Annotated in this window: 28 protein-coding genes; 13 read left to right on the plus strand and 15 right to left on the minus strand. The window is 71.6% G+C overall.

The features are described from left to right. The coding region (locus tag ACIBBB_RS34325; protein ID WP_398989210.1) for a biotin carboxylase N-terminal domain-containing protein at nt 1–155 on the minus strand (155 nt) is incomplete at its 3' end. A 347-nt stretch (nt 156–502) separates the two neighbouring features. Here ACIBBB_RS34325 and ACIBBB_RS34330 point away from each other — a divergent pair. After that, entirely contained in the window at nt 503–955 is a 453-nt protein-coding gene (locus tag ACIBBB_RS34330) for a hypothetical protein (protein ID WP_398989066.1), read from the plus strand. Nucleotides 956–991: 36 nt separating this feature from the next. On the opposite strand, the gene ACIBBB_RS34335 is transcribed toward ACIBBB_RS34330, so the two are convergent. The 5 genes from ACIBBB_RS34335 to ACIBBB_RS34355 form a co-directional block, all read right to left on the minus strand. Beyond that, nucleotides 992–1,597, minus strand: coding sequence for a Maf family protein (locus ACIBBB_RS34335; RefSeq protein ID WP_398989068.1), 606 nt, complete (start codon nt 1,595–1,597; stop codon nt 992–994). Nucleotides 1,598–1,611: 14 nt separating this feature from the next. Continuing rightward, nucleotides 1,612–2,631, minus strand: coding sequence for a hypothetical protein (locus ACIBBB_RS34340; RefSeq protein ID WP_398989070.1), 1,020 nt, complete (start codon nt 2,629–2,631; stop codon nt 1,612–1,614). 119 nt (nt 2,632–2,750) lie between these two features. Then, nucleotides 2,751–2,879 (minus strand): morphogenic membrane protein MmpB, encoded by a 129-nt coding sequence (mmpB, locus tag ACIBBB_RS34345; RefSeq protein ID WP_398989072.1) that lies wholly within the window; start codon nt 2,877–2,879, stop codon nt 2,751–2,753. A gap of 109 nt (nt 2,880–2,988) precedes the next feature. Next, entirely contained in the window at nt 2,989–3,195 is a 207-nt protein-coding gene (locus ACIBBB_RS34350) for an acyl-CoA carboxylase epsilon subunit (protein WP_398989074.1), read from the minus strand. A 17-nt stretch (nt 3,196–3,212) separates the two neighbouring features. Beyond that, on the minus strand, nt 3,213–4,808 hold the full coding sequence (locus ACIBBB_RS34355) for an acyl-CoA carboxylase subunit beta (RefSeq protein WP_398989076.1): 1,596 nt from the start codon (nt 4,806–4,808) through the stop codon (nt 3,213–3,215). Nucleotides 4,809–4,952: 144 nt separating this feature from the next. Between ACIBBB_RS34355 and ACIBBB_RS34360 the strand changes: the two genes are divergently transcribed. The 5 genes from ACIBBB_RS34360 (at nt 4,953) to hutH (ending at nt 11,068) form a co-directional block, all read left to right on the plus strand. Further along, nucleotides 4,953–5,831 carry a biotin--[acetyl-CoA-carboxylase] ligase gene (locus ACIBBB_RS34360; protein WP_398989078.1) on the plus strand — a complete coding sequence of 293 codons (879 nt, stop codon included), beginning with the start codon at nt 4,953–4,955 and terminating at the stop codon, nt 5,829–5,831. A 163-nt stretch (nt 5,832–5,994) separates the two neighbouring features. Beyond that, nucleotides 5,995–7,158 (plus strand): adenylate/guanylate cyclase domain-containing protein, encoded by a 1,164-nt coding sequence (locus ACIBBB_RS34365; protein ID WP_398989080.1) that lies wholly within the window; start codon nt 5,995–5,997, stop codon nt 7,156–7,158. A gap of 69 nt (nt 7,159–7,227) precedes the next feature. Further along, on the plus strand, nt 7,228–8,031 hold the full coding sequence (locus ACIBBB_RS34370) for an enoyl-CoA hydratase/isomerase family protein (RefSeq protein WP_398989082.1): 804 nt from the start codon (nt 7,228–7,230) through the stop codon (nt 8,029–8,031). 107 nt (nt 8,032–8,138) lie between these two features. Next, the gene (locus ACIBBB_RS34375) at nt 8,139–9,314 is read left to right on the plus strand and encodes a diguanylate cyclase domain-containing protein (RefSeq protein WP_398989084.1); all 1,176 of its coding nucleotides are present in this window, start codon (nt 8,139–8,141) and stop codon (nt 9,312–9,314) included. A gap of 212 nt (nt 9,315–9,526) precedes the next feature. Beyond that, nucleotides 9,527–11,068 (plus strand): histidine ammonia-lyase, encoded by a 1,542-nt coding sequence (hutH, locus tag ACIBBB_RS34380; protein WP_398989212.1) that lies wholly within the window; start codon nt 9,527–9,529, stop codon nt 11,066–11,068. 55 nt (nt 11,069–11,123) lie between these two features. On the opposite strand, the gene ACIBBB_RS34385 is transcribed toward hutH, so the two are convergent. Further along, nucleotides 11,124–11,318 (minus strand): hypothetical protein, encoded by a 195-nt coding sequence (locus tag ACIBBB_RS34385; RefSeq protein ID WP_398989222.1) that lies wholly within the window; start codon nt 11,316–11,318, stop codon nt 11,124–11,126. 108 nt (nt 11,319–11,426) lie between these two features. Here ACIBBB_RS34385 and ACIBBB_RS34390 point away from each other — a divergent pair, with 108 nt between their 5' ends. The 3 genes from ACIBBB_RS34390 (at nt 11,427) to ACIBBB_RS34400 (ending at nt 14,428) form a co-directional block, all read left to right on the plus strand. Continuing rightward, a complete protein-coding gene (locus tag ACIBBB_RS34390) occupies nt 11,427–11,807 on the plus strand; it encodes a hypothetical protein (RefSeq protein ID WP_398989086.1) in 381 nt (126 codons plus the stop codon). 177 nt (nt 11,808–11,984) lie between these two features. Next, on the plus strand, nt 11,985–13,253 hold the full coding sequence (locus ACIBBB_RS34395; protein WP_398989088.1) for an Ig-like domain-containing protein: 1,269 nt from the start codon (nt 11,985–11,987) through the stop codon (nt 13,251–13,253). A 176-nt stretch (nt 13,254–13,429) separates the two neighbouring features. After that, complete coding sequence (locus ACIBBB_RS34400; RefSeq protein WP_398989090.1) at nt 13,430–14,428, plus strand: GNAT family N-acetyltransferase; 999 nt, start codon at nt 13,430–13,432, stop codon at nt 14,426–14,428. 10 nt (nt 14,429–14,438) lie between these two features. On the opposite strand, the gene abc-f is transcribed toward ACIBBB_RS34400, so the two are convergent. The 4 genes from abc-f to ACIBBB_RS34420 all read right to left on the minus strand — a co-directional run bounded on the left by abc-f (nt 14,439) and on the right by ACIBBB_RS34420 (nt 19,357). Next, complete coding sequence (abc-f, locus tag ACIBBB_RS34405) at nt 14,439–16,058, minus strand: ribosomal protection-like ABC-F family protein (RefSeq protein WP_398989092.1); 1,620 nt, start codon at nt 16,056–16,058, stop codon at nt 14,439–14,441. Between the two features lie 192 nt (nt 16,059–16,250). Next, nucleotides 16,251–16,961, minus strand: a complete 711-nt coding sequence (locus tag ACIBBB_RS34410; RefSeq protein ID WP_398989094.1) for a phosphotransferase — start codon at nt 16,959–16,961, stop codon at nt 16,251–16,253. 52 nt (nt 16,962–17,013) lie between these two features. Further along, entirely contained in the window at nt 17,014–18,108 is a 1,095-nt protein-coding gene (locus ACIBBB_RS34415) for a hypothetical protein (protein ID WP_398989096.1), read from the minus strand. A 145-nt stretch (nt 18,109–18,253) separates the two neighbouring features. Next, the gene (locus ACIBBB_RS34420) at nt 18,254–19,357 is read right to left on the minus strand and encodes a hypothetical protein (RefSeq protein WP_398989098.1); all 1,104 of its coding nucleotides are present in this window, start codon (nt 19,355–19,357) and stop codon (nt 18,254–18,256) included. 67 nt (nt 19,358–19,424) lie between these two features. Between ACIBBB_RS34420 and ACIBBB_RS34425 the strand changes: the two genes are divergently transcribed. Then, entirely contained in the window at nt 19,425–20,570 is a 1,146-nt protein-coding gene (locus tag ACIBBB_RS34425; RefSeq protein ID WP_398989100.1) for a cystathionine gamma-synthase, read from the plus strand. A 33-nt stretch (nt 20,571–20,603) separates the two neighbouring features. Here ACIBBB_RS34425 and ACIBBB_RS34430 read toward each other — a convergent pair whose 3' ends face one another. Genes ACIBBB_RS34430 through ACIBBB_RS34440 form a run of 3 tightly spaced genes read right to left on the minus strand, consistent with a single transcriptional unit; the run spans nt 20,604 to nt 22,030 of the window. Further along, nucleotides 20,604–20,855 carry a hypothetical protein gene (locus ACIBBB_RS34430; protein ID WP_398989102.1) on the minus strand — a complete coding sequence of 84 codons (252 nt, stop codon included), beginning with the start codon at nt 20,853–20,855 and terminating at the stop codon, nt 20,604–20,606. Further along, nucleotides 20,852–21,352: a sigma factor-like helix-turn-helix DNA-binding protein gene (locus ACIBBB_RS34435; RefSeq protein WP_398989104.1), complete on the minus strand. Its 501-nt coding sequence runs from the start codon at nt 21,350–21,352 to the stop codon at nt 20,852–20,854. The genes ACIBBB_RS34430 and ACIBBB_RS34435 overlap by 4 nt, the downstream gene beginning before the upstream one ends. Nucleotides 21,353–21,382: 30 nt before the next feature. Beyond that, on the minus strand, nt 21,383–22,030 hold the full coding sequence (locus ACIBBB_RS34440) for a MarR family winged helix-turn-helix transcriptional regulator (protein WP_398989106.1): 648 nt from the start codon (nt 22,028–22,030) through the stop codon (nt 21,383–21,385). 263 nt (nt 22,031–22,293) lie between these two features. On the opposite strand from ACIBBB_RS34440, the gene ilvA reads away from it, so the two are divergent. The 3 genes from ilvA to ACIBBB_RS34455 all read left to right on the plus strand — a co-directional run bounded on the left by ilvA (nt 22,294) and on the right by ACIBBB_RS34455 (nt 25,862). Next, entirely contained in the window at nt 22,294–23,457 is a 1,164-nt protein-coding gene (gene ilvA, locus ACIBBB_RS34445; protein ID WP_398989214.1) for a threonine ammonia-lyase, read from the plus strand. 432 nt (nt 23,458–23,889) lie between these two features. Next, entirely contained in the window at nt 23,890–24,993 is a 1,104-nt protein-coding gene (locus tag ACIBBB_RS34450; RefSeq protein WP_398989108.1) for an ATP-binding cassette domain-containing protein, read from the plus strand. Next, a complete protein-coding gene (locus tag ACIBBB_RS34455; RefSeq protein ID WP_398989110.1) occupies nt 24,990–25,862 on the plus strand; it encodes an ABC transporter permease in 873 nt (290 codons plus the stop codon). The genes ACIBBB_RS34450 and ACIBBB_RS34455 overlap by 4 nt, the downstream gene beginning before the upstream one ends. Nucleotides 25,863–25,956: 94 nt before the next feature. On the opposite strand, the gene greA is transcribed toward ACIBBB_RS34455, so the two are convergent. Next, a complete protein-coding gene (gene greA / locus ACIBBB_RS34460) occupies nt 25,957–26,454 on the minus strand; it encodes a transcription elongation factor GreA (protein WP_398989112.1) in 498 nt (165 codons plus the stop codon). Nucleotides 26,455–26,580 lie beyond the last annotated feature (126 nt).

The following is a 26,580-nucleotide window of genomic DNA, read 5'->3' on the forward strand; positions in this document are numbered from 1 at the left end:
CCACCCAGCGCGAACGCCTCATCGGCCGCCCGCACATGCGACGCGTCCCGGTCCGGATCCGCGTACACAGCCACCGAACCGATCCCGGCATCCCGGCACGCACGAGCAACACGGACAGCGATTTCGCCACGATTGGCGATGAGCACCTTGCGCACGATGGCTCCCTCCTGGAAACAAGCTGAGTTTAGGGACTGCCGACACGACTCATCGACCCGTCCCCAGTGGTGAGCTTGCCCACACGCAGTGTGATCCGAGGCCCGCTCAAGTCGCGAAATCCCTTGTGACGCAAGGGTACGCCGGGACTCTTAGCCGCACAGTAATCGCCGTAAGTGGCCAAGGTCTCTGTCAGAGCGCCCCGGCGCGTCTCACGATTCTTTGTTGAGTCTCCACTAACGCCTACCGGATTCTTTGCCTCTGTCCGGGCCCTTGTCCGGAGGTTTACCGGTGAGTAGCCTTCCCGATGCCGTACGTACTTCGGGTAACAGGGGAAGAGGTGGGTGCCATGGTGCGCAGACCGGTGGCCTGGGTGGCCGCGATCGTGCTGCTCGTGGAAGCCGTCGGCTTCGTTTTCGTCAACGGTCTGATGGCCACCGTCGTCGACAATCAGCAGATGTCACTCGCCGGACTCGACCCGGATGCCATGTCAACGGGAGCCTGGTCGGCGGGCGGTGCGCTCGGGCTCTACCTGCTCGTCTGCGCGGGCCTGCTGGTGCGCGCGGCGACAACGGACCGCGGATTCGGCCGGGTCGCGAAGCCGGTCGTGATCAGCTGCGCGGTCCTGCACGGGGTGCTCGGCGCGCTGGCGGTGGGCCTGGTGGGCTGGACGGCGTTCCTGTTCATGATGGTCGTGCTGGGGCTGCTCGTGCTGACGCTCGTCGCGTACGGCGAGCAGCGGGAACCGGCCGCCAAGGCCGCCGACGCCGCCCCGGCCGAGACCGGCCCGTCGGCCGCCTGAACGCTCCCGCGACCGGGCGCCGACGGCCCGGGGGCCTCACGCCCAGAGATCGGTGATCGTGACGCCGTGCTGCGCCAGCAGCGTGCGCAGCAGCGGCAACGAGAGCCCGAGCACATTCCCGTGGTTGCCGTCGATCGCGTCGACGAACGGCGCGGAGCGACCGTCCAGCGTGAACGCCCCCGCCACGTGCAGGGGTTCACCCGTCGCGACGTACGCCGCGATCTCCGCGTCCGTCGGCTCCCCGAAACGGACCGTGGTCGAGCCGGTCTCGGAGACACCGCGGCCGGTCGCGGTGTCGATGACGCAGTGCCCCGTCCGGAGTACGCCCGACCGGCCGCGCATCGCCTTCCAACGCGCGGTGGCCTCCTCGGCGTCGGCGGGCTTGCCGTGGGCCTCGCCGTCCAGCTCCAGCACCGAGTCGCAGCCGACGACCAGCGCGCCCGCGGCCTCCGGCCGGGCGGCCACCGCGGCGGCCTTGGCCTCCGCCAGCACCCGCGCCAGGGCGGCGGGCGTGGGAGCTGACAGCGCGTCCTCGTCGACCCCGCTGACGATGACTTCGGGCGCGAGGCCGGCCTGGTCAAGAAGTGCGAGGCGGGCGGGCGATGCGGAGGCGAGGACGAGGCGACGGCGCTGATCGGTCATGACGAGCAGGGTAGTCACCTGGCGGCGGTGCCCGGTTCGCGGGCCGTTTCCGGCGTCGGGTCGTCGGCCGGGCCGCTCTCGGCGCGCGCGGTCAGCAGGTCGCCATGACGTCGGTCGAGCAGCCGCTCATGGGCGGGCGTGAAGCAGTTCCGCCACTGACCTACCGTCAGCTCCTCGTTCTCGCGAGGAGGTTGGGCGGAGGCGGCACTCGCCGCCGCGGACGGGGGCAGCCCGGTGATCGCGAGGAGCTGGGCGACGGCACGCTCGCGGCCCTCCGCCGTACCGCCGTGGGCGGGTCCGGCCAGGTCCTCGTGGGTGATCACCGTCACCGCCGGGTGGTGCAGCAGCCACTGGCAGCGCCGGGCCTCCTCCATCCCCGGGAACCCGGGGTCCGTCAGGGCGAAGGTGATCTTCGCGTCCATCGTCGGCAGCGCGGCGACGATGTCGCGGTAGATGAGCTGGTGCGGGCGGTATCCCGCGGGGGTGCCCGGCCGGGAGAGCGACCGGATCTGACTGACGATCCGGTCCCGGACGTCCCGGTGGTGGAAGACGACCGGCGGCCGTCCGCTCTTCTGCCAGGCGCGCAGGAATCCCGCGTCCGCCCGCTGGAGGCCGAGGCTGTCGACGTACCAGCAGCCGCGGCCCGGCAGCAGGCCGGGCAGTTCCCGCTCGGGCACCCTGGCCAGCCGGCTTTCGAGTCCCGGGTCGACGGACGAGGCGACGGCGACGGGCTGGCCCAGCCGCATCCACCACACCCGCCACAGGGCGCCGGCCGCCTCCCGGAAGGCCGCGTCGAGTTCCTCGCGCTCCTCGCCGCCCCGCTTGAGCAGCAGTTCGGCCTCCTCCCGGCCGTGAGCGGCCGTCAGCAGGGGGCGCATCGCCACGATCTCGGGGGAGCCGGCCGACCGGCCGCCGACGGCCGGGGCGGTGCTCATCGTGCCGTACGAGAGATAGCCGAGGGCGGACGTGAGGTCGGCCAGCAGCGGGGTGCCGCTGCCGGGCAGTGAGACGACGATCACCTGGGACTCGGGCATGGACTCCTCCGGGAGGGCGGCTCACGCCCGGCCTCACGCCCGGAGGCGGCGCCGGGCCCGTACGCCCCGCTCAACGACGCGACCCCTGTCCGGGCACGCGCCGCACCCCGGTGGCGGCGTCAGCGGACGCCGGAGACGATCATGGCCAGGACCATGGCCAGCGCGAGGACGACGCCGGCGCGGCGCATCATCGCCTGCACGTCCCGCATTTCCTTGGGAGGTTCGTTCTCAGGGTCCGACCAGAGCATGCACTCGATCCTGCGGGGGCGGCGGCGCGAACGCCTGAGTACCCGTACTCAACCGTCCCCACCCGTCGGCTGTGGCCGGGCCGATCCCCGAAGATCCGCCGGACAGGACCTAGCCCGGCCAGTACGTGCGTGCCCACGCCCGGGGGCCCGGGCGGCGGGTCTCGCGGCGTGCGATGCGGGCCGGGTCCGACCAGCCCGGCGGGGGCGGCGGGCCGCCCGGCGCGGACCCCTCCGCGGCCGCCGCGCGCGCCCGGACCACCGCGAGTGCGGCGGCCAGCTCCTCGGGGGTCGGGTTGCCTCGTACGACCTTGATCATTGCGGCCTCCTGCCGTCCTACAGAGGGATGTTGCCGTGCTTCTTCGGGGGCAGGCTCTCCCGCTTCGTACGCAGCTGCCGCAGGCCCTTCACCAGATGCGCCCGCGTCTCGTGCGGCAGGATGATCGCGTCGACATAGCCGCGTTCGGCCGCGACGTACGGGTTCAGCAGCGCGTCCTCGTACTCCGCGATCAGACCGGCGCGCGTCGCCTCCTGGTCCTCGGCGGCGGCGATCGTACGCCGGTGCAGGATGTTGACCGCGCCCTGCGCCCCCATCACCGCGATCTGCGCCGTCGGCCAGGCCAGATTGAGGTCGGCGCCCAGATGCTTGGAGCCCATCACGTCGTACGCGCCGCCGAACGCCTTCCGGGTGATCACCGTGATCAGCGGGACGGTCGCCTCCGCGTACGCGTAGATCAGCTTGGCGCCGCGCCGGATGATGCCGCCGTACTCCTGGTCGACACCGGGCAGGAAGCCAGGCACGTCCACGAACGTGATGACCGGGATGTTGAACGCGTCGCAGGTGCGCACGAACCGCGCCGCCTTCTCCGACGCGTTGATGTCCAGACAGCCCGCGAACTGCATCGGCTGGTTGGCGACGACGCCGACGGGATAGCCCTCGACCCGTCCGAAGCCGGTGATGATGTTCGGCGCGAACAGCGCCTGGGTCTCCAGGAATTCGGAGTCGTCCAGCACGTGCTCGATGGCGCTGTGCATGTCGTACGGCTGGTTCGCCGAGTCCGGGATGAGGGTGTCCAGCTCCAGGTCCTCGGCGGTGGGCGCCACTTCGGCCACCTCGGGGAAGGCGGGCGGCTCGGAGAGGTTGTTCGACGGCAGGTACGACAGGAGCGACTTCACGTACTCGACGGCGTCCTTCTCGTCACCCGCCATGTGGTGCGCCACGCCGGACGTCGTGTTGTGCGTACGCGCGCCGCCCAGCTCCTCGAAGCCGACGTCCTCGCCGGTGACCGTCTTGATCACATCCGGGCCGGTGATGAACATGTGCGAGGTCTGGTCGACCATCACGGTGAAGTCGGTGATCGCGGGGGAGTACACGGCGCCGCCGGCGCAGGGCCCCACGATGAGGCTGATCTGCGGGACGACGCCCGACGCGTGCACGTTGCGGCGGAAGATCTCCGCGAACAGGCCGAGCGCGACCACACCCTCCTGGATACGGGCGCCGCCGCCGTCGTTGATGCCGATGACCGGACAGCCGGTCTTCAGCGCGAAGTCCATGACCTTGACGATCTTCTCGCCGTAGACCTCGCCGAGTGAACCGCCGAAGATCGTGAAGTCCTGCGAGTAGACGCAGACCGGGCGGCCGTCGACCGTGCCGTAACCGGTGACGACACCGTCTCCGTACGGACGGTTCTTCTCGATGCCGAAATTGGTGGAGCGGTGCCGGGCGAACTCGTCCAGCTCGACGAACGACCCCTCGTCCATAAGGAGGTCGATCCGTTCGCGGGCCGTCAGCTTGCCCTTTGCGTGCTGCTTCTCCACCGCCCGCGCGGAGCCCGCGTTCGTGGCCTCCTCGATACGGCGCTGGAGGTCCGCGATCTTTCCCGCGGTGGTGTGGCTGTTCTCTGTTCCGCGGGCGGTTTCCGGCTCGGACATGGGGATGCGGCTCCCTGCGGGTCTGCGGATCTGTCTGCTGCGGCTCGGCGTGTGGCTACTGATCCGTAGCGTATCGGCGGCCCTGACGTTCGGCAGTGCGTCGTTGGCCACACCGCCTGCCCGCCCGCCCCTAGGCTGACGCACATGACCGAGCACAACGCCGCGGGCAGCCGCTGGAGCGACCTCGAACGCCCGCCCCTGAACACCACCGCCCTGCGCCGGGGGCTGATCGTGCCGGGGCGTCTGTGGACCTCGCTCGACGTCGTCACCGCGACCGGCTCCACCAACTCCGACCTCGCCGCCCGCGCGGACAGCCTCCCGGAAGGCGCGGTGCTCGTCGCCGAGGAGCAGACCCGGGGGCGGGGGCGGCTGGACCGGAACTGGTCGGCGCCCGCCCGGTCCGGGCTGTTCGTCTCCGTACTGCTGCGGCCGGGACCGGACGTACCCGTGGAGCGCTGGGGGTGGCTGCCGCTGCTCACCGGCGTCGCGGTCGCGACGGCCGTCGCGCGTACGGCGGGCGTGGACACGGCGCTGAAGTGGCCCAACGACCTGCTGGTGACGGTCGGGGGCAAGGAGGGCGACGAGAGCGCCAAGGAGGAGCGCAAGGCGGGCGGGATCCTCGCGGAGCGCGCGGGGGACGACGCCGTGATCGTCGGCGTCGGCCTGAACGTCACCCTCACCGAGGCGGAGCTGCCCGTCCCCGGTGCCGGGTCGCTCGCGCTCGCGAACGCGGTGTCCGTCGACCGCGATCCCCTGCTGCGGGCGGTGCTGCGGGGTCTGGAGCGGTGGTACGGCGAGTGGCGGGACGCCGCGGGGGACCCGGCGGAGTCGGGTCTCCAGGAGGCGTACGTGGCGGCCTGCGCGACGCTCGGGCGCCCGGTGCGGGCGGAGCTGCCGGGGGAGCGGCAGGTGGTCGGCGACGCCGTCGCGATCGACGGGGACGGGCGGCTGGTGATCGCGACGGAGGGCGGCGGACGGGAGGCGGTGGGCGCGGGGGATGTGGTGCATCTGCGCGCGTCGTAGCGGCCGGGATCGCGGTGGTGACCGGGGGCGCCCCGGGGCGGGCCGGCCCGCGTGCCGCGACTACCCGCAACGGCGACCCCGACAGCCCCGACCTGCCGTATCGTTGAGGCGACCCACGACAGATCGGCAGGGCAGTGCGCAGGGAACGGGCAGGAGGCGGCTGGTGACGGTCGACGACACGACCTCCGGTGGTGGGGACGAAAAGCCGCCGTCGGACTCCTCCGGTCACCCCACTCCGCACCACGCCGTCGACCACACGGCCGAGCCCACCGACGACCCCCTCGCCATCCGGCTCGAACAGCTCATCCTCGGGGCCGAGCGCCGCTACACCCCCTTCCAGGCCGCCCGCACCGCCGGTGTCTCGATGGACCTCGCGTCCCGCTTCTGGCGGGCCATGGGCTTCGCGGACATCGGGCAGGCACGGGCCCTCACCGAGGCCGACGTCCTCGCGCTGCGCCGCCTCGCCGGTCTCGTCGAGGCCGGGCTGCTGAGCGAGCCGATGGCGATCCAGGTCGCCCGGTCGACCGGGCAGACCACCGCCCGGCTGGCGGAGTGGCAGATCGATTCCTTCCTCGCCGGGCTCACCGAACCGCCCGAGCCCGGAATGACACGGACCGAGGTCACGTATCCCCTGGTCGAGCTGTTGCTCCCGGAGCTGGAGGAGTTCCTGGTGTACGTGTGGCGGCGCCAGCTCGCCGCCGCCACCGGACGTGTCGTCCAGGCCGCCGACGACGAGGAGATGGTCGACCGCCGTCTCGCCGTCGGCTTCGCGGACCTCGTCGGGTTCACCCGGCTGACCCGCCGTCTTGAGGAGGAGGAGCTGGGCGAGCTGGTCGAGGCGTTCGAGACGACCTGCGCCGACCTGGTCGCCGCGCACGGCGGCCGGCTCATCAAGACCCTCGGCGACGAAGTCCTGTACGCCGCCGACGACGCGGGCACGGCCACGGAGATCGCGCTGCGGCTCATCGAGACCATGACGCACGACGAGTCCATGCCGGCGCTGCGCGTGGGCATCGCGTTCGGCACCGTCACCACCCGGATGGGTGACGTCTTCGGCAACACGGTGAACCTCGCGAGCCGGCTCACCTCGATAGCTCCCAAGGACGCCGTCCTGGTCGACGGCGCGCTCGCCGAGGAGCTGATCCGGACGGGCGACACCCCCGCGTCCGAGGCCGAGGCGGCGGAGCAGGCCGCCGCGGCGGAGAAGGCGGGCGAGGAGCCGCCCTCGTACCGCTTCGCCATACAGCCGATGTGGCAGCGGCCGGTGCGGGGCCTGGGCGTCGTGGAGCCGTGGCTCCTGACGCGGCGGCCCAAGCCGGAGGCCTGACCCCTCGGCGTACCGGGCGCCGCCTATGATCCCGGTCAACGATCGTTGACCGGGAAGCGGGTGGGCGCGGTGGACACAGAGGACGAGCGGCGGTTCGGGGAGTTCGTCGCGGTACGTCGGCACGGTCATGTGGCCGAGCTGGTGCTCGACCGGCCCAAGGCCATGAACGCGGTCTCGACCGAGATGGCGCGCTCCATCGGCGCGGCCTGCGCGGCGCTCGGCGCCGAGCGGGACGTACGCGTCACCGTCCTCACCTCGACCCACGCCCGCGCCTTCTGCGTCGGCGCGGACCTCAAGGAGCGGAACTCGCTGAGCGACGCCGAGCTGGGGCGCCAGCGGCCGACCGCCCGCGCCGCCTACACCGGCGTCCTGGAACTCCCGATGCCGACCATCGCCGCCGTGCACGGCTTCGCCCTCGGCGGCGGGTTCGAGCTGGCGCTCTCCTGCGATCTGATCGTCGCCGACGCGACGGCGGTCGTCGGGCTGCCCGAGGTGTCGGTGGGCGTGATCCCCGGCGGCGGCGGTACGCAACTGCTGCCGCGCCGCGTCGGAGCCGCCCGCGCGGCCGAACTGATCTTCACCGCACGGCGGTTGGAGGCCCCGGAGGCGCACGCCCTCGGCCTGGTCGACCAGCTGGTGGGGGAGGCGGCCGACCGCGACGAGGCGCTGGCGCTGGCCTCCCGCATCGCCGCGAACTCGCCGGTCGGGCTCCGGGCGGCGAAGCGGGCCCTGCGGCTCGGGCACGGGCTCGACCTGCGGGCCGGTCTGGAGATCGAGGACTCGGCGTGGCGGTCGGTGGCCTTCTCCGGCGACCGTACGGAGGGTGTGGCCGCGTTCAACGAGAAGCGGAAGCCGGAGTGGCCCGGCGAGTAGGGCCGGACCGTTCGGGACCTTGTGGACCCTGTGCACGTTGTGGACGGAGAGTGACGGCGTCTCGCTCCAGGTGATCAAATCACCACAAAACACCCTAAGGTGGGGTGATGGGAGAGGATGTACGGCTACGGGCCGTGGTGGAGCTCGCGCAGGCCATGGCTTCGGCGCACACCCTCCACGACTCCTGGCGGGCCGCCGCGCTCGGCGCGCGTGAGGCTCTGGCCGGCAGCTTCGCCGCGCTGTCCGTGTGGGAGCGGGACCTCGGGCAGCTCAAGGTCCTCGTGAACGCGGGGGATCTGGCCGAGGGGGAGGAGGAGTTCCCCGAGGACGAGTCGTATCCCGTGCACCGGTTCCCCGAGATCGCGGAGTTCCTGCACGAGCGGTGGGCGGGGGGCGGTGAGCCCAACGCGTGGGTCGAGACGGTCGACGGGCCGGCCGCCGCCGTCGCCGGCGGCGAGCCGGGCTACTGCCACCAGCGGGTCGCCGCGCTGCGCAGGCGTGGCCGGGGGTGCTGCGTCGTCGCGCCGATCGTGCTGCACGGGCGGGCGTGGGGGGAGCTGTACGTGGCGAGGCCGCTGGGGACGCCGGTCTTCGGGCGCGACGACGCGGACTTCGCGACCGTCATCGCGTCCGTCGTGGCGTCGGGGATCGCGCAGACGGAGCGGCTCGAAGAGGTCCGGCGGCTGGCCTTCACGGACCCGCTGACGGGGCTCGCGAATCGCCGCGCGGTGGACATGCGCCTCGACGAGGCGGTCGCGCTGCACCGCGACGACGGGTCGGTCGTCAGTCTCGTCGTCTGCGACCTCAACGGCCTCAAACGGGTCAACGACACCCATGGGCACGCGGTCGGTGACCGGTTGCTGGAACGATTCGGCTCGCTCCTCTCCGTCTGCGGGGCGCGGCTGCCGGGAGGGCTGGCGGCACGGCTGGGGGGCGACGAGTTCTGTCTGCTGACGGTGGGGCCGCCGGCGGACGACGTGGTCGAGGTCGCCGATGAACTCTGCCGCCGGGCGGCGGAGTTGGAGCTGGGGGAGGGGGTGGCGTGCGGGATCGCCTCGACGGGGGATCCGATCGGGCCGCTGAGATCGGCGCGGCGGCTGTTCCGGCTGGCGGACGCGGCGCAGTACCGCGCGAAGGCGGCGCGGTCGGTGGGGCCGGTGGTGGCGGGGCGGGACGGGGGGGTGGTGCGGCTGGCGGACGAGCCGCCGCCGAGGGCTCCGGCGGGTGGGGAGCGGCGGCGGTTCCGGGGGATGCCGAGGGTTCCTCCCGGAGGGGGTGGCTGAACCGTTGCGGGTTCGCCTCCGGCGCGGTTGGTGGTGCGGGCCGGTGTCGGGTGCCGCTCCGTAAATCACGCCGTCCGGACTTACCCCTCCGGAGGCCCCGAACCCCGCCCCGGGTACCGGCCCGTACCCCCCAACCGCGCCGGAGGCGACCCCGCGACCCCGCCCCAGTGGTGACATGTTGAGTTTCAGTACGTACGCTCCTGAATATGAATATGCGCACAGTCGTCGTGGGGACCTCCGGCACCACCGCCGAAGACGTCGTCGCCGTCGCCCGCGGCAACGCCCCCGTCGAGCTCTCCGCCGACGCCCTTTCCGCGCTCGCCGCCGCCCGCGAGATCGTCGACTCGCTCGCCGCGAAGCCCGAGCCCGTGTACGGCGTCTCCACCGGGTTCGGGGCCCTCGCCAGCCGGCACATCGGCCCGGAGCTCCGCGCGCGGTTGCAGCGGAACATTGTGCGGTCGCACGCCGCCGGTATGGGGCCGCGGGTCGAGCGGGAGGTCGTGCGGGCGCTGATGTTCCTGCGGCTCAAGACCGTGGCGTCCGGTCGTACCGGCGTACGCCCGGAGGTCGCGCGGACCATGGCGGACGTACTGAACGCGGGGATCACGCCCGTCGTGCACGAGTACGGCTCCCTGGGGTGCTCCGGCGACCTCGCGCCGCTCTCGCACTGTGCGCTGACTCTGATGGGCGAGGGTGACGCCGAGGACCCGGACGGCGTCGTGCGGCCCGCCGCCGAGTTGCTCGCCGAGCACGGCATCGTGCCCGTGGAGCTGCGGGAGAAGGAGGGGCTCGCGCTGCTCAACGGGACCGACGGCATGCTCGGGATGCTGGTCATGGCCCTCGCCGACCTCCAGCGGCTCTACACCTCTGCCGACATCACCGCCGCGCTGACCCTGGAGGCCCTGCTCGGTACGGCCAAGGTCCTCGCCCCCGAGCTGCACGCCATCCGCCCGCACCCCGGCCAGGGCGTCAGCGCCGACAACATGCTGCGGGTGCTCGCCGGGTCCGGGCTGACCGGGCACTTCCAGCAGGACGCGGCTCCCCGGGTCCAGGACGCGTACTCGGTGCGCTGCGCCCCGCAGGTCGCCGGCGCGGGCCGGGACACGCTGGCGTACGCCCGGATCGTGGCCGACCGTGAGCTGGCGTCCGCCGTCGACAACCCGGTGGTGCTGCCGGACGGCCGCGTGGAGTCCAACGGCAACTTCCACGGCGCCCCCGTCGCGTACGCGCTGGACTTCCTCGCGATCGTCGCCGCCGATCTCGGCTCCATCGCCGAGCGCCGCACGGACCGGCTGCTGGACAAGAACCGTTCGCACGGACTGCCCGCCTTCCTCGCGGACGACCCCGGTGTCGACTCGGGGCTGATGATCGCCCAGTACACGCAGGCCGCGCTGGTCAGCGAGATGAAGCGGCTGGCCGTCCCGGCGTCGGTGGACTCCATCCCCTCGTCGGCGATGCAGGAGGACCATGTGTCGATGGGCTGGTCGGCGGCGCGCAAGCTCCGTACGGCCGTTGATCATCTGACGCGGATCATCGCCGTCGAGATGTACGCGGCGACCCGCGCGATCGAGCTGCGTACGGGCCTGGTGCCCGCGCCGGCGTCGCTGGCCGCCATCGAGGCGGTGCGTGCGGCGGGGATCGCGGGGCCCGGCCCCGACCGGTTCCTGTCGCCGGATCTCGCGTTGGCCGACCTGTTCCTGCGGGAGGGCCGGCTGGTGGCCGCGGTGGAGCCGGTGACCGGTCCGCTGGCCTGAGGGGGTGTCGTACGGAGGGGGGCCGCCCGACAGCGGGGTGGCCCCCCTCCGCGTATTACGGCGTGGAGTCCACGCCGGTTCCCGTGTCGGCGAGGGCGAGCCTCGAATCCTCGTGGGTGGTGGAGGCTGACCGCTGCTGAGGGCTCCGCTCGTTCGTGGCGTTCGCCGAGGGGACGAACCACAGGGCGCAGAGCAGGATTCCGGCGGCTATGGCCGTCAGCAGCGGTCGGCGTACGACAGACACGTACACGTAATCGATCTCCCTTGGGAAAACGCCGAATTGGCTGGGTGCGCCGATGCTAGTGAAAGCAGCGGGTCGCGGGAAAGTCGTCAGGGTCCGGAGCTCTACTCTCCGGTTATGAGTACTCCTGAGACATCCCGCTATGTCCGGCTGCACGTGGAACTGGTGCTGGAGATCACTGATCCCGGGGAGCTGGCCGACGCCGCCCTGACCCGGATCGCGACGGACGATTCGATGCCGGACGAAGAACGTACGCATGCCCGCACGGCGGTGCGGGAAGACGACGCGGAGGCGCTCGCGTACCTGGTGGAGCCGTCGGACCTGGTCGGCGAGGTGCCCGGGGTGGAGCTGGTCCAGGGCTCGTGGAGCAGTGAGCTGATCGACTACGACCCCGAGACCGTGGAATGGGATGTGGACGAGGAGGACCTCGACGACGGCGATAATGAGGACGGAGATGGCGTGGACGGTGCGAAGACCGGGCGCCCGGGCGGGTTGTAACGTGCGTGCGTGACACCCTTGGCCCCGGGACGCCGTCGCACGCGGACCGGGGCTTACACGTGCGCCGCGTGTGTATATCCCGCAGTGCGAGTGGCGTTGCACACATCTTCGTCCGCGGTGGAACCGGACGAACCGGTATGGGTGTTCTTGAAGGTCATAGGGCAGGGATCGGCGACGATGGAGAAGCGTGTGATGACGAACGGTAAGCGGCGCAAGGGCCTCGCGGCCGCGTCCGCACTGCTCGGCGGGGTGCTGGTGCTCTCGGCCTGTAGCAGTGGCGACGATGGGGACGACCCCGGAGCCGAGCGTTCGAAGGATTCGCAGGCGCAGGTGGACGAGGCCGCGGCGAAGGACACGTCCGAGGCCCAGATAGCCATCTCGCCCAAGAACGGTGCCGACAACGCGAGCATCAACAACGCCGCGAAGGTCACCGTCAAGAAGGGCACGCTCACGACGGTCGAGATGACCACCGCCGACGGGACCGCGGTGAAGGGCACGCTGGCCGCCGACGCGAAGAGCTGGAAGCCGGACGGCCAGCTGGAACGCTCCACCTCATACAAGATCAGCGCCACGGCGAAGGATTCCAAGGGCCGCGAGGCCCACGAGAACTCGTCCTTCACGACTGTCTCGCCGGACAACAGCTTCATCGGAAACTTCACGCCCGAGGACGGCTCGACCGTCGGGGTAGGGATGCCGGTCTCGCTCAACTTCGACAAGGGGATCACCGACAAGGCCGCCGTCCAGGGCGGGATCACCGTCACGTCGAGCAGCGGCCAGGAGGTCGTCGGCCACTGGTTCAACTCGCAGCGCCTGGACTTCCGCCCCGAGCAGTACTGGCAGGGCGGCTCGACCGTCACCCTGAAGCTGGCGCTCGACGGCGTCGAGGGCGCGGACGGAGTCTTCGGAGTCCAGCAGAAGACGGTCACCTTCAAGATCGGCCGTAACCAGGTCTCCACGGTCGACACCAAGGCCAAGACCATGACCATTCAGCAGGACGGCAAGACGATCAAGACGATCCCGATCTCCGCCGGTTCCCCGGACAACCCGACGTACAACGGTCAGATGGTGATCTCCGAGCAGTTCAAGGAGACCCGGATGGACGGGGCGACGGTCGGCTTCACCGACGACGACGGCAAGGGCGAGTACGACATCAAGGACGTGCCGCACGCCCAACGACTCTCGACATCGGGCACCTTCATCCATGGCAACTACTGGGGCGACGACTCGATCTTCGGTTCGTCCAACACCAGTCACGGCTGCATCGGTCTGAACGACGTGAAAGGCGCGAGCGACAAGAACCAGCCGGCCGCCTGGTTCTTCGACAACTCGATCGTCGGTGACGTGGTCATCGTCAAGAACTCCCCTGACAAGACCATCCAGCCCGACAACGGCCTCAATGGCTGGAACCTGAGCTGGGCGGACTGGCAGGCCGGCGCCGCCGCCTGAGTCCCACCGCGTACGCCCACGGCGGCGGCACCCCCACCGGGTGCCGCCGCCGTTTGCGCGTTACGGGGATCGAGAGCGTTTCCGGGGCAACCAACGGCGCGGAAAACGGGTCTCACTGTCCGGGAAGGCGGTACAACCCGGGGGCGCCGGCCGGGTAGTGCGCGTAGGTTCGGATCATGCTGATGACTCTGGGGACCCCGCCGTCCGAGGCGGAGACAGACGCCTGGCATGACGTGATCGCGGCTGCCCATCTCCAGGACGTGCCCGCGTCCGTACCGGAACCCGGCCGCACCGAGACCGCCGGGAAGCTGCGTGTGCAGTCTCCCCACGCCCGAATGCTCCATCTGGTGTGGGCCGCTCCCGACGGGTCCTACGACGGCGTGGCCGCGCTGCTCCTGTTCACCGAGGAGAGCAACCGGCACACGGCCTTCCTCGACGCCCTGGTCGTCCGCCCCGAGGCCCGGCGGCGCGGCGTGGGCGCACAGCTGTGGAGCGCGATACGGGCCGAACTGGCCGCCGACGGGCGCAGTTCGGTCTCCACCATGCTCGAACTGGGCGGCGCCGGCGAGGCGTTCGTCGACGGGCTCGGCTTCGGCAAGGCGCTGCCGCTGGCCTGGTACGTCCAGCGGGTCCGGGAGGCGGACGCCGAACTGCCGGAGGCGCGGCTGCCCGACGGCTACCGCTTCGAGGACTGGGACGGTGTCGTCCCGGACGCGCTCGCCGACGAGTTCGCGCGGGCGCACGACGTGATGCGGGACGCGCCCGGCGGCGGCGTGGACGAGCGGACTCCGCGATGGGACGCGGAGCGGGTACGGGGCGCCGCCCGGCTGGTGGACGACCGGGGCGGCATCATCCTCACCTCGGTGGTGCTCGCGGAGGCGGACGGCGCGGGCGGGGGCGTGGACCGGGTGGCCGCGTACACCGAACTGGTCCTGCGCGACCCGTCGCACACCCGGGCGCTCCAGTACGACACGGTGGTCGTCCCGGAGCACCGCGGGCGCGGACTGGGCCGGGCGGTCAAACGCCATCTGCTGGGCACGCTCGCCGAACGCCATCCCGGAGTACGGGAGATCAGCACCAGCGTCGCCGACGACAACGGGCCGATGCTGGCGGTGAACGCGGCGCTCGGGTACCGGCGTGAGCGGCCGGCCGCGATCTTCCAGGCCAAGCTCTAGGGTTCCTGGGTCAGGTGCCCGGCAGCACCCGGCCCGCCGCCAACTCCAGGCGTGCGCCCGCGAATTCGCTCCGGAAGCGGCGGTCGTGCGAGACCACGACCACGGCGCCCTCGTAGCTGACGAGCGCCCGTTCCAGCTCCTCAACCAGGCTCAGCGCCACATGGTTCGTCGGCTCGTCCAGGATCAGCAGATCGGCGCGGCGCGTCAGCAGCCGGGCCAGTTCGAGCCGGCGCCGCTGGCCCACGGAGAGCCCGGCCACGGGCACGGACAGGTCCTCCTCGCGGAAGAGCCCGAGAGCCAGCAGCTCGTCGGTGTGCTCCTCGGGCAGCCCTCGCCGGCCCGCCGCGAACGCGCCCAGCAGTGAGAGCCGTGACGCCGTTGTGGTGGTGGCCAACTCCTGTGCCAAGTAGCCGACTTCGGCCGTACGGTGCGCGGTGCCCTCATCCGGCGTGAGATCCCCGGCCAGCACCCGCAGCAGCGTGGTCTTGCCCGCGCCGTTGGGCCCGTCGACCAGCAGCCGTGTCCCCGCCTTCACCTGGAGCGAGTCCAGCCGCAGCCGGTCCCCGACCGCGATGCCGGTCAGCTCGGCCAGCACGCCGTCGGCCCCGGTGGTCGCCGGGGCGGCGGCGAAGGTGAGCGGTTCCGGAGGGGCCGGCACCGGCTCCCGCTCCAGCCGCTCCAGCCGTACCCGCGCCGCCCTGACCTGGCCCGACAGCTTCGCCTCGTGCGAGCGACGGTGCTTCCCGAAGCCCTGCCGGGGGTCCTTCCCGGTCGACGCGAGCCGCTGACCGGCTGCGGTGACCAGCTCCCTCGTGCGGGCCAGATCGTCCAGCCACTCCTGATGGTCCTGCTCCCAGCGGCGGCGGGCGGCGGCCCTGGCGGTGCGGTAGCCGGTCCAGCCGTCGCCGTACCGGGTCACGGCACGGGTGTCCCGGTCGACCTCCAGGATCGTCGTCGCGACGCGCTCCAGGAACGCGCGGTCGTGGGTGACGGCGACCACCGTGCCGCGGTGCGACCGGAGTTGCTCCTCCAGATAGGTGGTGGCCCGGAGATCGAGATGGTTGGTCGGCTCGTCGAGCAGCAGCAACTCGGGTGCGGCCGCGAGGACGCAGGCCAGCGCCACACGGGACTGCTCACCGCCGGAGAGCGATCCGAGCGGGCGCTCCCGGCCGATATGGGCGAGCCCGAGTCCGTGCAGAGCGGCGTCGACTCGGGCATCCGCCTCGTAGCCGCCGCGCTCCTCGTAGGTGGTCAACAGATCGCCGTACGAGGTGAGTTCGGCCTCCGTGGCGTTGGCGAGCGTCGCCTCGGCGGCGCGGATACGGCGTTCGAGCTCCCGCAGGTCGGCGAGAGCGGCGTCCACGGCGGCCTGGACGGTGCGGCTGGGGTCGAGCCCGAGGGTCTGGGCGAGATACCCGACCCCGCCGGGGAAGAGGACGGTGACCTCCCCGCCGTCCGCCACCTCGGCCCCGGCCAGCAGCCGGAGCAGGGTGGACTTCCCGGAGCCGTTCTCCCCGATGACACCGGCCTTCTCGCCGGGCCGTACGGAGAGCGACACTTGATCGAGGACGGTCCGGTCGCCGTACGACTTGGAGACGTCCTTCAACGACAATTGGGCGCGTTCGCGCATGCTTCTTCCCTGAAAGTGCTGGTGAGGGTGCGACGGGCAGCTCGGGACGCCGGCGGGGTCCGGATGGCAGGACCTACGCCGGGGCGTCCGCGCCCGGAATCAGCGGAAGAAGTAGTACGAGTACGAACCCATACGGGCCACCGTACCGAAGCGCGCGAGGAGCCGCCCTCCGATTTCCTGCGACCCGCGCCCCTACAGCTTCGCGGCCAGCTCGAAGGCGTGCGCCGACACCCAGGTGTACGCGGCCCGCACGTCGTCCACCACGCCCCGCTCACGCAGCGCCGTCATCGCGGGATCGCCGGCGTCCGCGGCCGCGTCGATGCCGCGCCAGGAGCGGTCCTGCCACCAGAGGATCGTCCGGACGATGCCGTCCCGGTCGTCCAGGCCGTACGCGTCGCAGACCAGCGTGATCCGGCGTGCGGCGTCGCCCACGTCCGGCACGCGGGGGCCGAGGTCCAGGTACTGCCAGCAGAGGTGGGCGACGTCGTGGATACGGTCGCCGGGGGCGGCCAGGTCCCAGTCGAGAAGGGCCACCGGCAGCCCGTCGGCACAGACGGTGTTCCTGGGCGACAGGTCGTTGTGGCACACGACCTCGCGCCCACCGGCGAGCGACGATCCGGCCGTCAGATCATGAAACTCCCGCACCAGCTCGGAGACCCGCGCCAGCCGCGCGTCGGAGACGGGCAGATCCACCTCCCCCTCGATGTGCCCGAACACCTCGCGCCCCTGCTCGTCCACCCCCTGGAACCGCGGCGCCCCGCCCCAGCCCCGCTCCTCGAAGAATCCGAGCAACTCAACGATGTACGCGGCACGTTGGGCCGACGGCGTGGGGGAGCGCCGCACGGTGTCACCGACACGTACGACCTGATTGAGGAACCCACCGGGCAGAGGAGTCTCGTCCATACCCTCAACGATGCCAGGCCCCGCTGAACAGAGACGAACGCGCGGTCGCCGGTCAGACACCCTTGCTGATACGGGCGCGGGCCTCCGTGCCGCGGAGGGCCGTGGCGCGGGTTGTCGTGAAGAAGGCGGACGGGTCGCGGCGGGTGCGCCAGGGGAGGGCGTTCACGTAGCCGTCGACCAGGCGGAACGCTTCCAGCGCCTCCTCGTGCCTGGACTGGCGCGTCAGGAAGTACGCCAGCAGGTGCCGTATCTCCGGGAGGCGGGGGTGGTCCGGGGGCGCCGCCTCCGTGTCCGCCAGGGCCGCGTCGACCAGGGACGTCAGCCGAGGCGTCGCGTAGTCGCGGGGCGTCGCCGTCGCGTCGTGGTGGTCGAACCAGGCGATCAGCGGGAACGCCGTCATCAGCGTGCCCGGCGGCGCGTCCGCGGTCGCCTGGGCCGCGAACTCCTCGGCCAGCTCCGCCGAGCCGTGCCACCGCTCGCTCCAGTACTGGATCGCCGCCTCGTGCGCCCCGTACAGCGGCGCCGACGTGGGGTGCGGGGTGCGGGCCGTGATCTCCGCCCACAGTTCGCGCATCTGCTCGGGCCCGTAGCCGACGCCCAGCGCCGTACGGATCTCGATGATGTACGGCGTCGGGTCGTCCGGGCCCAGCGCCGCCGCGCGGGCGGTGTCGGCGCGGGCGCCCGGCAGCAGTTCGTGGAAGCTGTCCGCCTGCTCCGGCGTGGTGTGCTTGGCGTACGGCGAGCCCCGCAGCAGCCACGCGCGCGAGACCGTCGCCGACGCCTGGACCAGCTCCGCGTCCGTGTCGGGGGAGCCGCCGGAGCGCGTCGCGCGCCAGGCCCGCAGCCAGGAGTCGTCCCGGGCCGCCGCCTCGCCCAGCACGCCGACGCAGAGAGACCGTCGCTCCCAGTCCCGGTCCTTGCCCGTCGCCGCCAGCAGCTCCGCCGCCGGCTCCCAGCGGCCCGCCCGCGCCTCGGTCAGGGCGTGCTCCAGGGCATTGTCCGGTCCCGCGAGTTCGGTGTTCTGCCGGTCCCTGGGGAGCAGTCCCAGCTCCGCTTCCGTACCGACGAGTGAGGAGACGCTCCGGCGGGCCTTCAGCCAGAACCAGATGCCGAACGCGAAGAGGACGAAGGGCAGGACGCGTGCCATCGGATGGCCCCCAGAGATACGGAGAACAGGTGAAGAGACGATGTGGGGGATCTGCGGAGTATGCACCACCGCAGGTCAGCGCGGCAACGGTGCCTCGAAGACCGGGGCGGGGCCCAAGACCCCCGGCACCCCCCTGCGTCCGCCCCTACCGCGGCAGCGTCGCCGGATTCCCGCCGTTCGCCTCGTACCCGGCCACCGCCAGCGCCCGGTACACCGCGTACCGCGCCGCCGGGTCCTCGTCGAGCGTCCACGGCAGCGCGCCGACGTAGCCGTCCACCAGCACGAGCTGGTGCATCGCCTCCGACCACCGCCCGCCGCCCACCAGGAAGAGGATCAGCAGATGCCGTACGTGCGCGAGCATCGGGTCGTCGGGGCGCGCCGCGTGCACCGCGAAGAGCGCGCCCTCCATGGCCTTGGACACGACCGCGCTGCTGAAGAAGTCCCGTACGAGCGTGAGGTCCTCCATGTGCTCGTGCACCGCGAACAGCGGCAGCGCCGCCAGCAGCGAGCCCCGCGGAGCGCGCGCGGCCGACGCGGTGGCGAACCGGTCCGCCTCCTCGCGTGAGCCGTGCCACTTCTCGCACCAGTAGTGCAGCGCCGCGAGATGCGCGCCCATGTGGTCCGGCGCGCGGTCGATGACCTTCGCCCACAGCTGGTCGAACTGCTCGTGCGGATAGCCGAGCCCACGGGCCACGGCCAGCTCCACGATGTACGGCACGGGATCGCCGGGCGCCAGCAGCGCCGCGTCGCCGCAGACCGAGCGGGCCTCCTCCAGGATGATCCGGAAGTCGTCCGTCCCCGCCGCCGACGAACGCCACGCCTGCTGCACCAGGAACTCGGCGTGCACCTGCGCGCCGCCCGCGTCCTTCGGCGACTCCGCGCGCCACGCCCGCAGCCACGCCCCGCCGACGCCGGGCTTCTGCTGGAGCTCCAGCGACGCCGCGCCCGCGAAGGCCTGCACGCGCTGCCAGCGCACCTCGCCCTCCTTGGCCGTACCGGCGAGCAACTGCGCCGCCGCCCGCCAGTCCTGGGTGCGCTGTACGACGTCCAGTACGTCCAGAAGGTCCTGGTCCGGCCCCGGAAGGCGGACGTCGAGCTCTTCCTGCCGGACGAATTCGTAGGCGTCCGGGTCGGCGGCGTCGGGCGAACCGGGCGCGACCAGGCGGATGCCGCCGCCCCGGCGCCGCACGACCGGGGCCACGACGGCCGCCACCATGCCCGCCGCGATCAGGAACCAGAGAATCTCCATGCACCCCATTGTCCCGGACGCCGGCGGTGCTCCGGGTCGGCGTCCGGGACCGCTACCCTCGGGGCTCATGAGCGACGAGCACAGCTTCGAGACCATCGCCATCCACGCGGGGAACACACCTGATTCCCTCACCGGCGCGGTCGTGCCCCCCATCTATCAGGTGTCCACGTACAAGCAGGACGGAGTGGGCGGGCTGCGCGGCGGCTACGAGTACAGCCGCAGCGCCAACCCCACGCGCTCCGCGCTGGAGGAGAACCTGGCGGCCCTGGAGGGCGGCCGGCGCGGCTTCGCCTTCGCGTCCGGCCTGGCCGCCGAGGACTGCCTGCTCCGCACGCTGCTGTCGCCGGGCGACCACGTGGTGATCCCCAACGACGCGTACGGCGGCACCTTCCGGCTCTTCGCGAAGGTCGTCTCACGCTGGGGCGTGGAGTGGTCGGTGGCCGATACCTCGGACCCGGCGGCGGTACGGGCCGCGCTGCGCCCCCGTACGAAGGCGATCTGGGTCGAGACGCCGTCCAACCCGCTCCTCGGCATCAGCGACATCGTCGCGCTCGCCGAGGTCGCCCGCACCGCCGGCGCGAAGCTCGTCGTGGACAACACCTTCGCGAGCCCCTACCTCCAGCAGCCGCTCGCCCTCGGCGCGGACGTCGTCGTGCACTCGACCACCAAGTACATGGGTGGTCACTCGGACGTCGTCGGCGGCGCGCTGATCACCGCCGACGACACGCTGGGCGACGAGATCGCCTTCCACCAGAACGCGATGGGCGCCATCTCCGGTCCCTTCGACGCGTGGCTCGTGCTGCGCGGCGTGAAGACGCTCGCCGTCCGGATGGACCGGCACAGCGAGAACGCGACGCGCGTCGCCGAGATGCTGGTGCGGCACCCGAAGGTCTCGAAGGTCTACTACCCGGGCCTGCCCGACCACCCCGGCCACGAGGTCGCGGCCAAGCAGATGAAGTCCTTCGGCGGCATGGTGTCCTTCCAGGTCGCGGCCGGTGAGCAGGCGGCGATCGAGGTCTGCGGCCGGACGAAGGTCTTCACGCTCGGGGAGTCTCTCGGCGGTGTCGAGTCGCTGATCGAGCACCCGGGGCGGATGACGCACGCCTCGGTGGCGGGCTCCGCGCTGGAGGTGCCGGAGGATCTGGTCAGGCTGTCGGTCGGTATCGAGTCCGCCGACGATCTGCTGACGGACCTTCACCGGGCGCTCGCCTGAAGGAAGTTGGCGCGGATCGACAGCGTCCGGCCGTCACCATCCTTCCAGCGGCGGGGTCGTCTCGGACGGCGGGACCGACCACGGTTCCACGACCGACGCCCACACCGTGAAGACGATCACGGCCACCGTGACGAGCAGCCAGAACAGCAGGCGCGCGGTGCGCCTGCGGTTCATCAGGCGGGTGCCGAGGGCGGTCGCGCGGGCCGTCAGATCGACGGGGACCGGCGGATGCGGCAGATCGAGCATCCGGCGGACCTCGTCCTCCTTACGGCTGTGGCCGCTCATCGCGCGCCCTGCCGGGAGAGCAGCGACAGCGGCCAGTGCGGAGCCGGGCGGGGCGGCGGCGCGGGCTGCCGCATCGCGACGACCGCCCGCGCGCAGATCGCCCGCACCCGCTCGGCCGGCAGCCCGATCAGCGCCGCCGTCTGCTCCTCGGCGACCCCCTCGTACAGCCGCAGCACGAGGATGAGCCGCTCCTGCGGTGTGAGCCGGCCGAGCACGCCCTCGCCGGTCCGCGGCTGCCGCCAGGCGCCCCGCGCGTACCGGGCGGCGATCTCCTGGCGTGCGCGGTCGTACGGGTCCTCGTCGCGCAGCCGGTCCCAGTCCGCGTAGGTACGGGCCAGGGCGGCCGTCAGCAGGTGCTCCGCGCGGGGCTTCGCGTCGGCGGGCTCACCCGTCAGCAACATGGCGGCACGCAGCAGTCGGCCTGCCGCGCCCGCGACGAACGCCTCGAACTCCTGGGCGCGACGGCGGTCCGTATCCGGCTGCCATCGCTCTCGCACACCTCATATGAGGACAGACCCGGGCCGAAATCAAGAGGCCGGCGGTGGCTCCGTACCGTCGGGTTCGTCCACCGGGACCCGGTGCGCGACCGGTTCGGCCGACGCGGGGCCCGACTGCCGTGTCGACAGGGCGGTGTTGAACCGGGTGAGGAGCGTGCAGAACGATTCGCGTTCCTCCTCCTTCCAGCCGTCCGTGACCTGCGACATCAGCTCGCGGCGTGAGGAGCGGACCTCTTCGAGGCGGCTCAGCCCGCGGGCCGAGAGTTCAAGGACGACGGCGCGGCCGTCCTCCGGGTGTGACGTGCGCTTGACCAGGCCGGTGTCGACGAGCGGCGCGACCTGGCGGGTGACGGTGGAGGAGTCGATCCCCATCCCCGCGGCCAGCGCCTTGACGCCCATCGGGCCTTCCAGATCGAGCCGGTTGAGCAGCAGATAGGCGGCACGGTCCATGGAATTGCGCACCTGGCCGACGCCGCCGAGGCGGGTCTGTTCCGCCCGTCGGGCGAAGACGGCCACCTGGTGCTGGAGCGCGTCGAGAAGTGCGGCGTCGTCCGATGCGGCGACGGGTTCGGTACCGACGGAAGGCGCCGGTGCGGTCTCTAAAGGTGCGGAGCCGGAGGGGTCGGAACCGGAAGGTTCGGAGCCGGAGCCCGGGGAGGCCGACACAGCGGAAGTCATGTCCTGAGTAGGGGGCATGGCTGGGGCTCTCTCGTGCGGTGGTCGGTTGGTGGGGGACAGAGTACGCGGCTCCGACCCTGGCCGTACCTGCCCCGCGTAAACCGGTCGACGCCCCTCGTTCCGGGCCGCCGGACGGGTGATGAGCTGCGAGACTGGCGGTCATGACCTTCGGTACGTCGCGTCCCTCCGGATCGTTCGGTTCCGCCACACCGCGCGGCTCCGTGCCCGCGCTGATCCTCGACGACATCCGCGGGGCGCAGAAGATGCTCGTCGGGGTGGCCAGGAAGACCGCGATGGAGGGCAGCAGACACCTGACTCACCTGGTCGGCTCCCCGGTCCACCTCAAGTGCGAGAACCTCCAGCGGACGGGGTCGTTCAAGCTGCGCGGCGCCTACGTGCGGATCGCCGGTCTCTCGCCGGAGGAGCGCGCGGCCGGTGTCGTCGCCGCCAGCGCGGGCAATCACGCGCAGGGCGTCGCGCTCGCGTCGACCCTGCTCGGCGTGCGCTCGACGGTGTTCATGCCGGTCGCGGCGCCGCTGCCGAAGGTCGCGGCTACCCGTGAGTACGGCGCCGAGGTGCGGCTGCACGGCCAGGTCGTGGACGAGACCCTGGACGCCGCGCAGGAGTACGCGCGGGAGACCGGCGCGGTCTTCATCCACCCCTTCGACCACCCGGACATCATCGCCGGACAGGGCACGGTCGGCCTGGAGATCCTGGAGCAGTGCCCCGAGGTCCGGACGATCCTCGTCGGTCTCGGGGGCGGCGGCCTCGTCGCGGGCATCGCCCTCGCGGTGAAGGGCGTACGGCCGGACGTCAAGGTGATCGGTGTGCAGGCGGCGGGCGCGGCCGCGTTTCCGCCCTCGCTGCGGGCCGGGCGGCCGATGTCGATCGACGAACAGCAGACGATGGCGGACGGCATCAAGGTGGGCCGGCCCGGCGAGATCACCTTCCCGATGGTCAGGGACCTGGTCGACGAGGTGCGCACGGTCTCCGAGGACGAGCTGTCCGCCGCGCTGCTGCTCTGTCTGGAGCGGGCGAAGCTGGTGGTGGAGCCGGCCGGGGCGAGCCCGGTCGCCGCGCTGCTGAGCACGCCCGGGGCGTTCTCGGGGCCGGTGGTCGCCGTGCTGTCCGGAGGCAATGTGGATCCCCTGCTGATGCAGCGGATCCTGCGCCACGGGATGGCGGCGTCCGGCCGCTACCTGGGGCTGCGGGTGCGGATCACCGACCGGCCTGGCGCGCTCGCGACGCTGCTCGGGGTGCTGTCGGTGGCCGACGCGAACGTCCTGGACGTGAGCCACGTACGGACCGATCCGCGGCTCGGGCTGACCGAGGCGGATGTGGAGCTGCATCTGGAGACCAAGGGCCCCGAACACTGCCTGGACGTGGCGGCGGCGCTGCGCGAGGCGGGCTACACGATCCTCGGCTAGGCCGTGTCTGACAAATCCCGCCTGGCGCGCGGCGCCCGGCACGCACGCTCGCCGCGTTGTCGGACTCGTTCACGTACGTCCAGTACGAGAACGACCTCCGCCTTGCGATCGCACGCACCGACGAGTCATCAGCCGCTCCGCGGCGGGCGCGCGCCCCGCCCCGCGGGCGGAAGGCGCCATGTGTCGGGCACGGCCCAGGGCCGGACAGGCCCTCGGCGCGGCCCCCCCCGGACGACTCCCGGGCGTTTTCCGAGACGTCTCCCGACGGCCTCCGGCTCGCCTCCCAGCCGCCTTTACATAGAGCTTACTTAAATGGCTTGCCTGTCGCGATGTATCGCGTTAGCGTCAGCCTCTGCTTCTGTCGGCTTAAGCTCTCCGTTAGCACGGATCGCACCATTTGACCGCATCTGACACAACTCCGGGAGTACCCCTATGCCAGGCGCCATCTATGCCGAAGGCCTGGTCAAGACGTTCGGCGACGTAAGAGCACTGGACGGCGTCGATCTCGATGTCCCCGAAGGCACGGTCCTCGGTCTGCTCGGCCCCAACGGCGCGGGAAAGACCACCGCGGTCCGTGTGCTGACGACCTTGCTCCAGCCCGACAGCGGCAAGGCCGTCGTCGCGGGCATCGACGTGGTCAAGAACCCCAACGAGGTCCGCAGGAACATCGGCCTCTCCGGCCAGTTCGCCGCGGTCGACGAGTATCTGACCGGCCGCGAGAACCTTCAGATGGTCGGCCAGCTCTACCAGCAGAGCGCCCGCGCCGCGAAGGCCAGGGCCGTCGAACTCCTCGACCGCTTCAACCTCAGCGACGCGGCCGACCGCACCACCAAGACCTACTCGGGCGGTATGCGCAGGCGCCTCGACCTCGCGGCGGCGCTCGTCGTCTCCCCGCCGGTGATGTTCATGGACGAGCCGACGACCGGCCTCGACCCGCGCAACCGCCAGCAGTTGTGGGGCATCATCGAGGAACTGGTCGCGGGCGGGACGACGTTGCTGCTCACCACCCAGTATCTGGAGGAGGCCGACCACCTGGCCCACGACATCTGCGTCATCGACCACGGCCAGGTCATCGCGCGCGGCACCGCCGACGAACTCAAGGCCCGCACGGGCGGCGAGCGCGTCGAGGTCGTCGTCCACGAGCGCGACCAGATCACCCCGACCCGCGATGTGCTGGCCGGCTTCGGCAAGGGCGAGGTGATGGTCGCCGAGCACACCCGCAAGCTCACCGTCCCGGTCACCGGCGGAGCGAAACTGCTCGCCGAGATCATCAGGGAACTCGACGCGCGGGGCGTCGAGATCGACGACATCGGGCTGCGCCGCCCCACCCTCGACGACGTCTTCATCTCGCTCACCGGCCACGCGGCCGAGGAGAGCCGGGAGAACGGCGAAGACGGCGGCCCGGCGTCCGGCAGGACGCCGGACTCGCCGGCGGGTCCGCCCACCGCCACGAGGCCCGGCCCCGCCAACGACGACGCCACCCACCCGATCACGGACGACGACACCGTCACGGACCCGAAGGAGAGCGCCAAGTGAGCGCCGTAACCGAGGCCTCGCCCAAGGCCCTCGCGCCGCGCCCGCGCGGCGGCATCGTCCAGTCCGCCCGCGACTCGCTCGTCGTGGCCAAGCGCAATCTGATCCGGATGCTGCGCATCCCGGAGATGATCATCTTCGGGCTGATCCAGCCCATCATGTTCGTGGTGCTCTTCACCTACGTCTTCGGCGGCTCCATCAACATCCCCGGCGCCGCCCCCGGCAGCGCCCAGGCCTACCGCGAGTTCCTGATGGCGGGCATCTTCGCGCAGACCGTGACCTTCGCCACGGCGGGCGCGGGCGCCGGCATCGCCGACGACATGCACAAGGGGCTCATCGACCGGTTCCGCTCACTGCCCATGGCCCGCGGCGCGGTCCTCACCGGACGTACGCTCGCCGACCTCGTACAGACCGCCCTGACGCTCGTCGTCCTCGCGGCCGTCGCCCTGATCATCGGCTGGCGCACGCACGAGAACATCGGCAGTGTGCTCGGCGGCTTCGCGCTGCTGCTCTTCCTCGGTTACGCGTTCTCCTGGATCGGCGCGCTGATCGGGCTCATCGTCCGTACGCCGGAGGCCGCCACGTCCGGCGGGCTGATCTGGCTCTTCCCGCTGACGTTCATCTCCAACGCGTTCGTGCCGGTCAACGGGATGCCCGCGTTCCTTCAGCATGTCGCGGAGTGGAATCCGTTCAGCGCGACCGTGCAGGCGGCACGCGAGCTGTTCGGCAACACGATCCCCGGCCGGGAGGCATCGGTGACCGGGGCCTGGCCGATGGAGCATCCGATCTGGGCCTCGGTGATCTGGTCCATCCTGATCATCGTGGTCTTCCGTACCCTGGCGGTCCGGCGCTACCGCTCGGCCACCGCCTGACAACTTCCGGCACCGCTGTCCTGATCCACCGGCCCCGAGGGGGCCGGTGGATCGTTGCCGTCAGGCCCGGACAGGATCTAGGCCCGGACAGGACCTAGTCCTGGTAGGGCTTCGCGGCCAGGATCTTCACCGAGGCCTTCTTGCCGTTCGGCAGCTCGTACTCCGCGTCCTCGCCGACCTTCTTGCCGTTCACACCCGTGCCGAGCGGCGACTGCGGTGAGTACGTCTCGATGTCGGAACTCGCGTACTCGCGCGAGGCCATGAGGAACGTCAGGGTGTCGTCCTCGTCGCCGTCGAAGGCGATCGTCACGACCATGCCGGGCTCGACGATCCCGTTGTCGGCCGGAGCCTCGCCCACCTTGGCGTTCTGCAGGAGCTGGGTCAGCTGGCGTACCCGCAGCTCCTGCTTGCCCTGCTCCTCCTTTGCCGCGTGGTACCCGCCGTTCTCCTTCAGGTCCCCCTCCTCGCGGGCGGCCTCGATCTTCTGGGCGATCTCGACGCGCGCGGGACCAGACAGGTGATCCAGCTCGGCCTTGAGCTGGGTGTACGCCGCCGGGGTGAGCCAGGTGACGTTCTCGCTGGTCTGGGTCACAGGTGCTCCTCGTAGGTACTGGGGATACAAAGCAACGCCCTACCCAGAAGGATTGTGCCTTCTCGGGTGGGCGAAACCACGAGCCTAACAATTCCGCGGCGTCAGGGCAGGACGAAAGGCATCAGA

The sequence above is a fragment of the Streptomyces sp. NPDC051217 genome (assembly GCF_044455465.1).
In the GTDB taxonomy this organism is placed as follows: Bacteria; Actinomycetota; Actinomycetes; order Streptomycetales; family Streptomycetaceae; genus Streptomyces.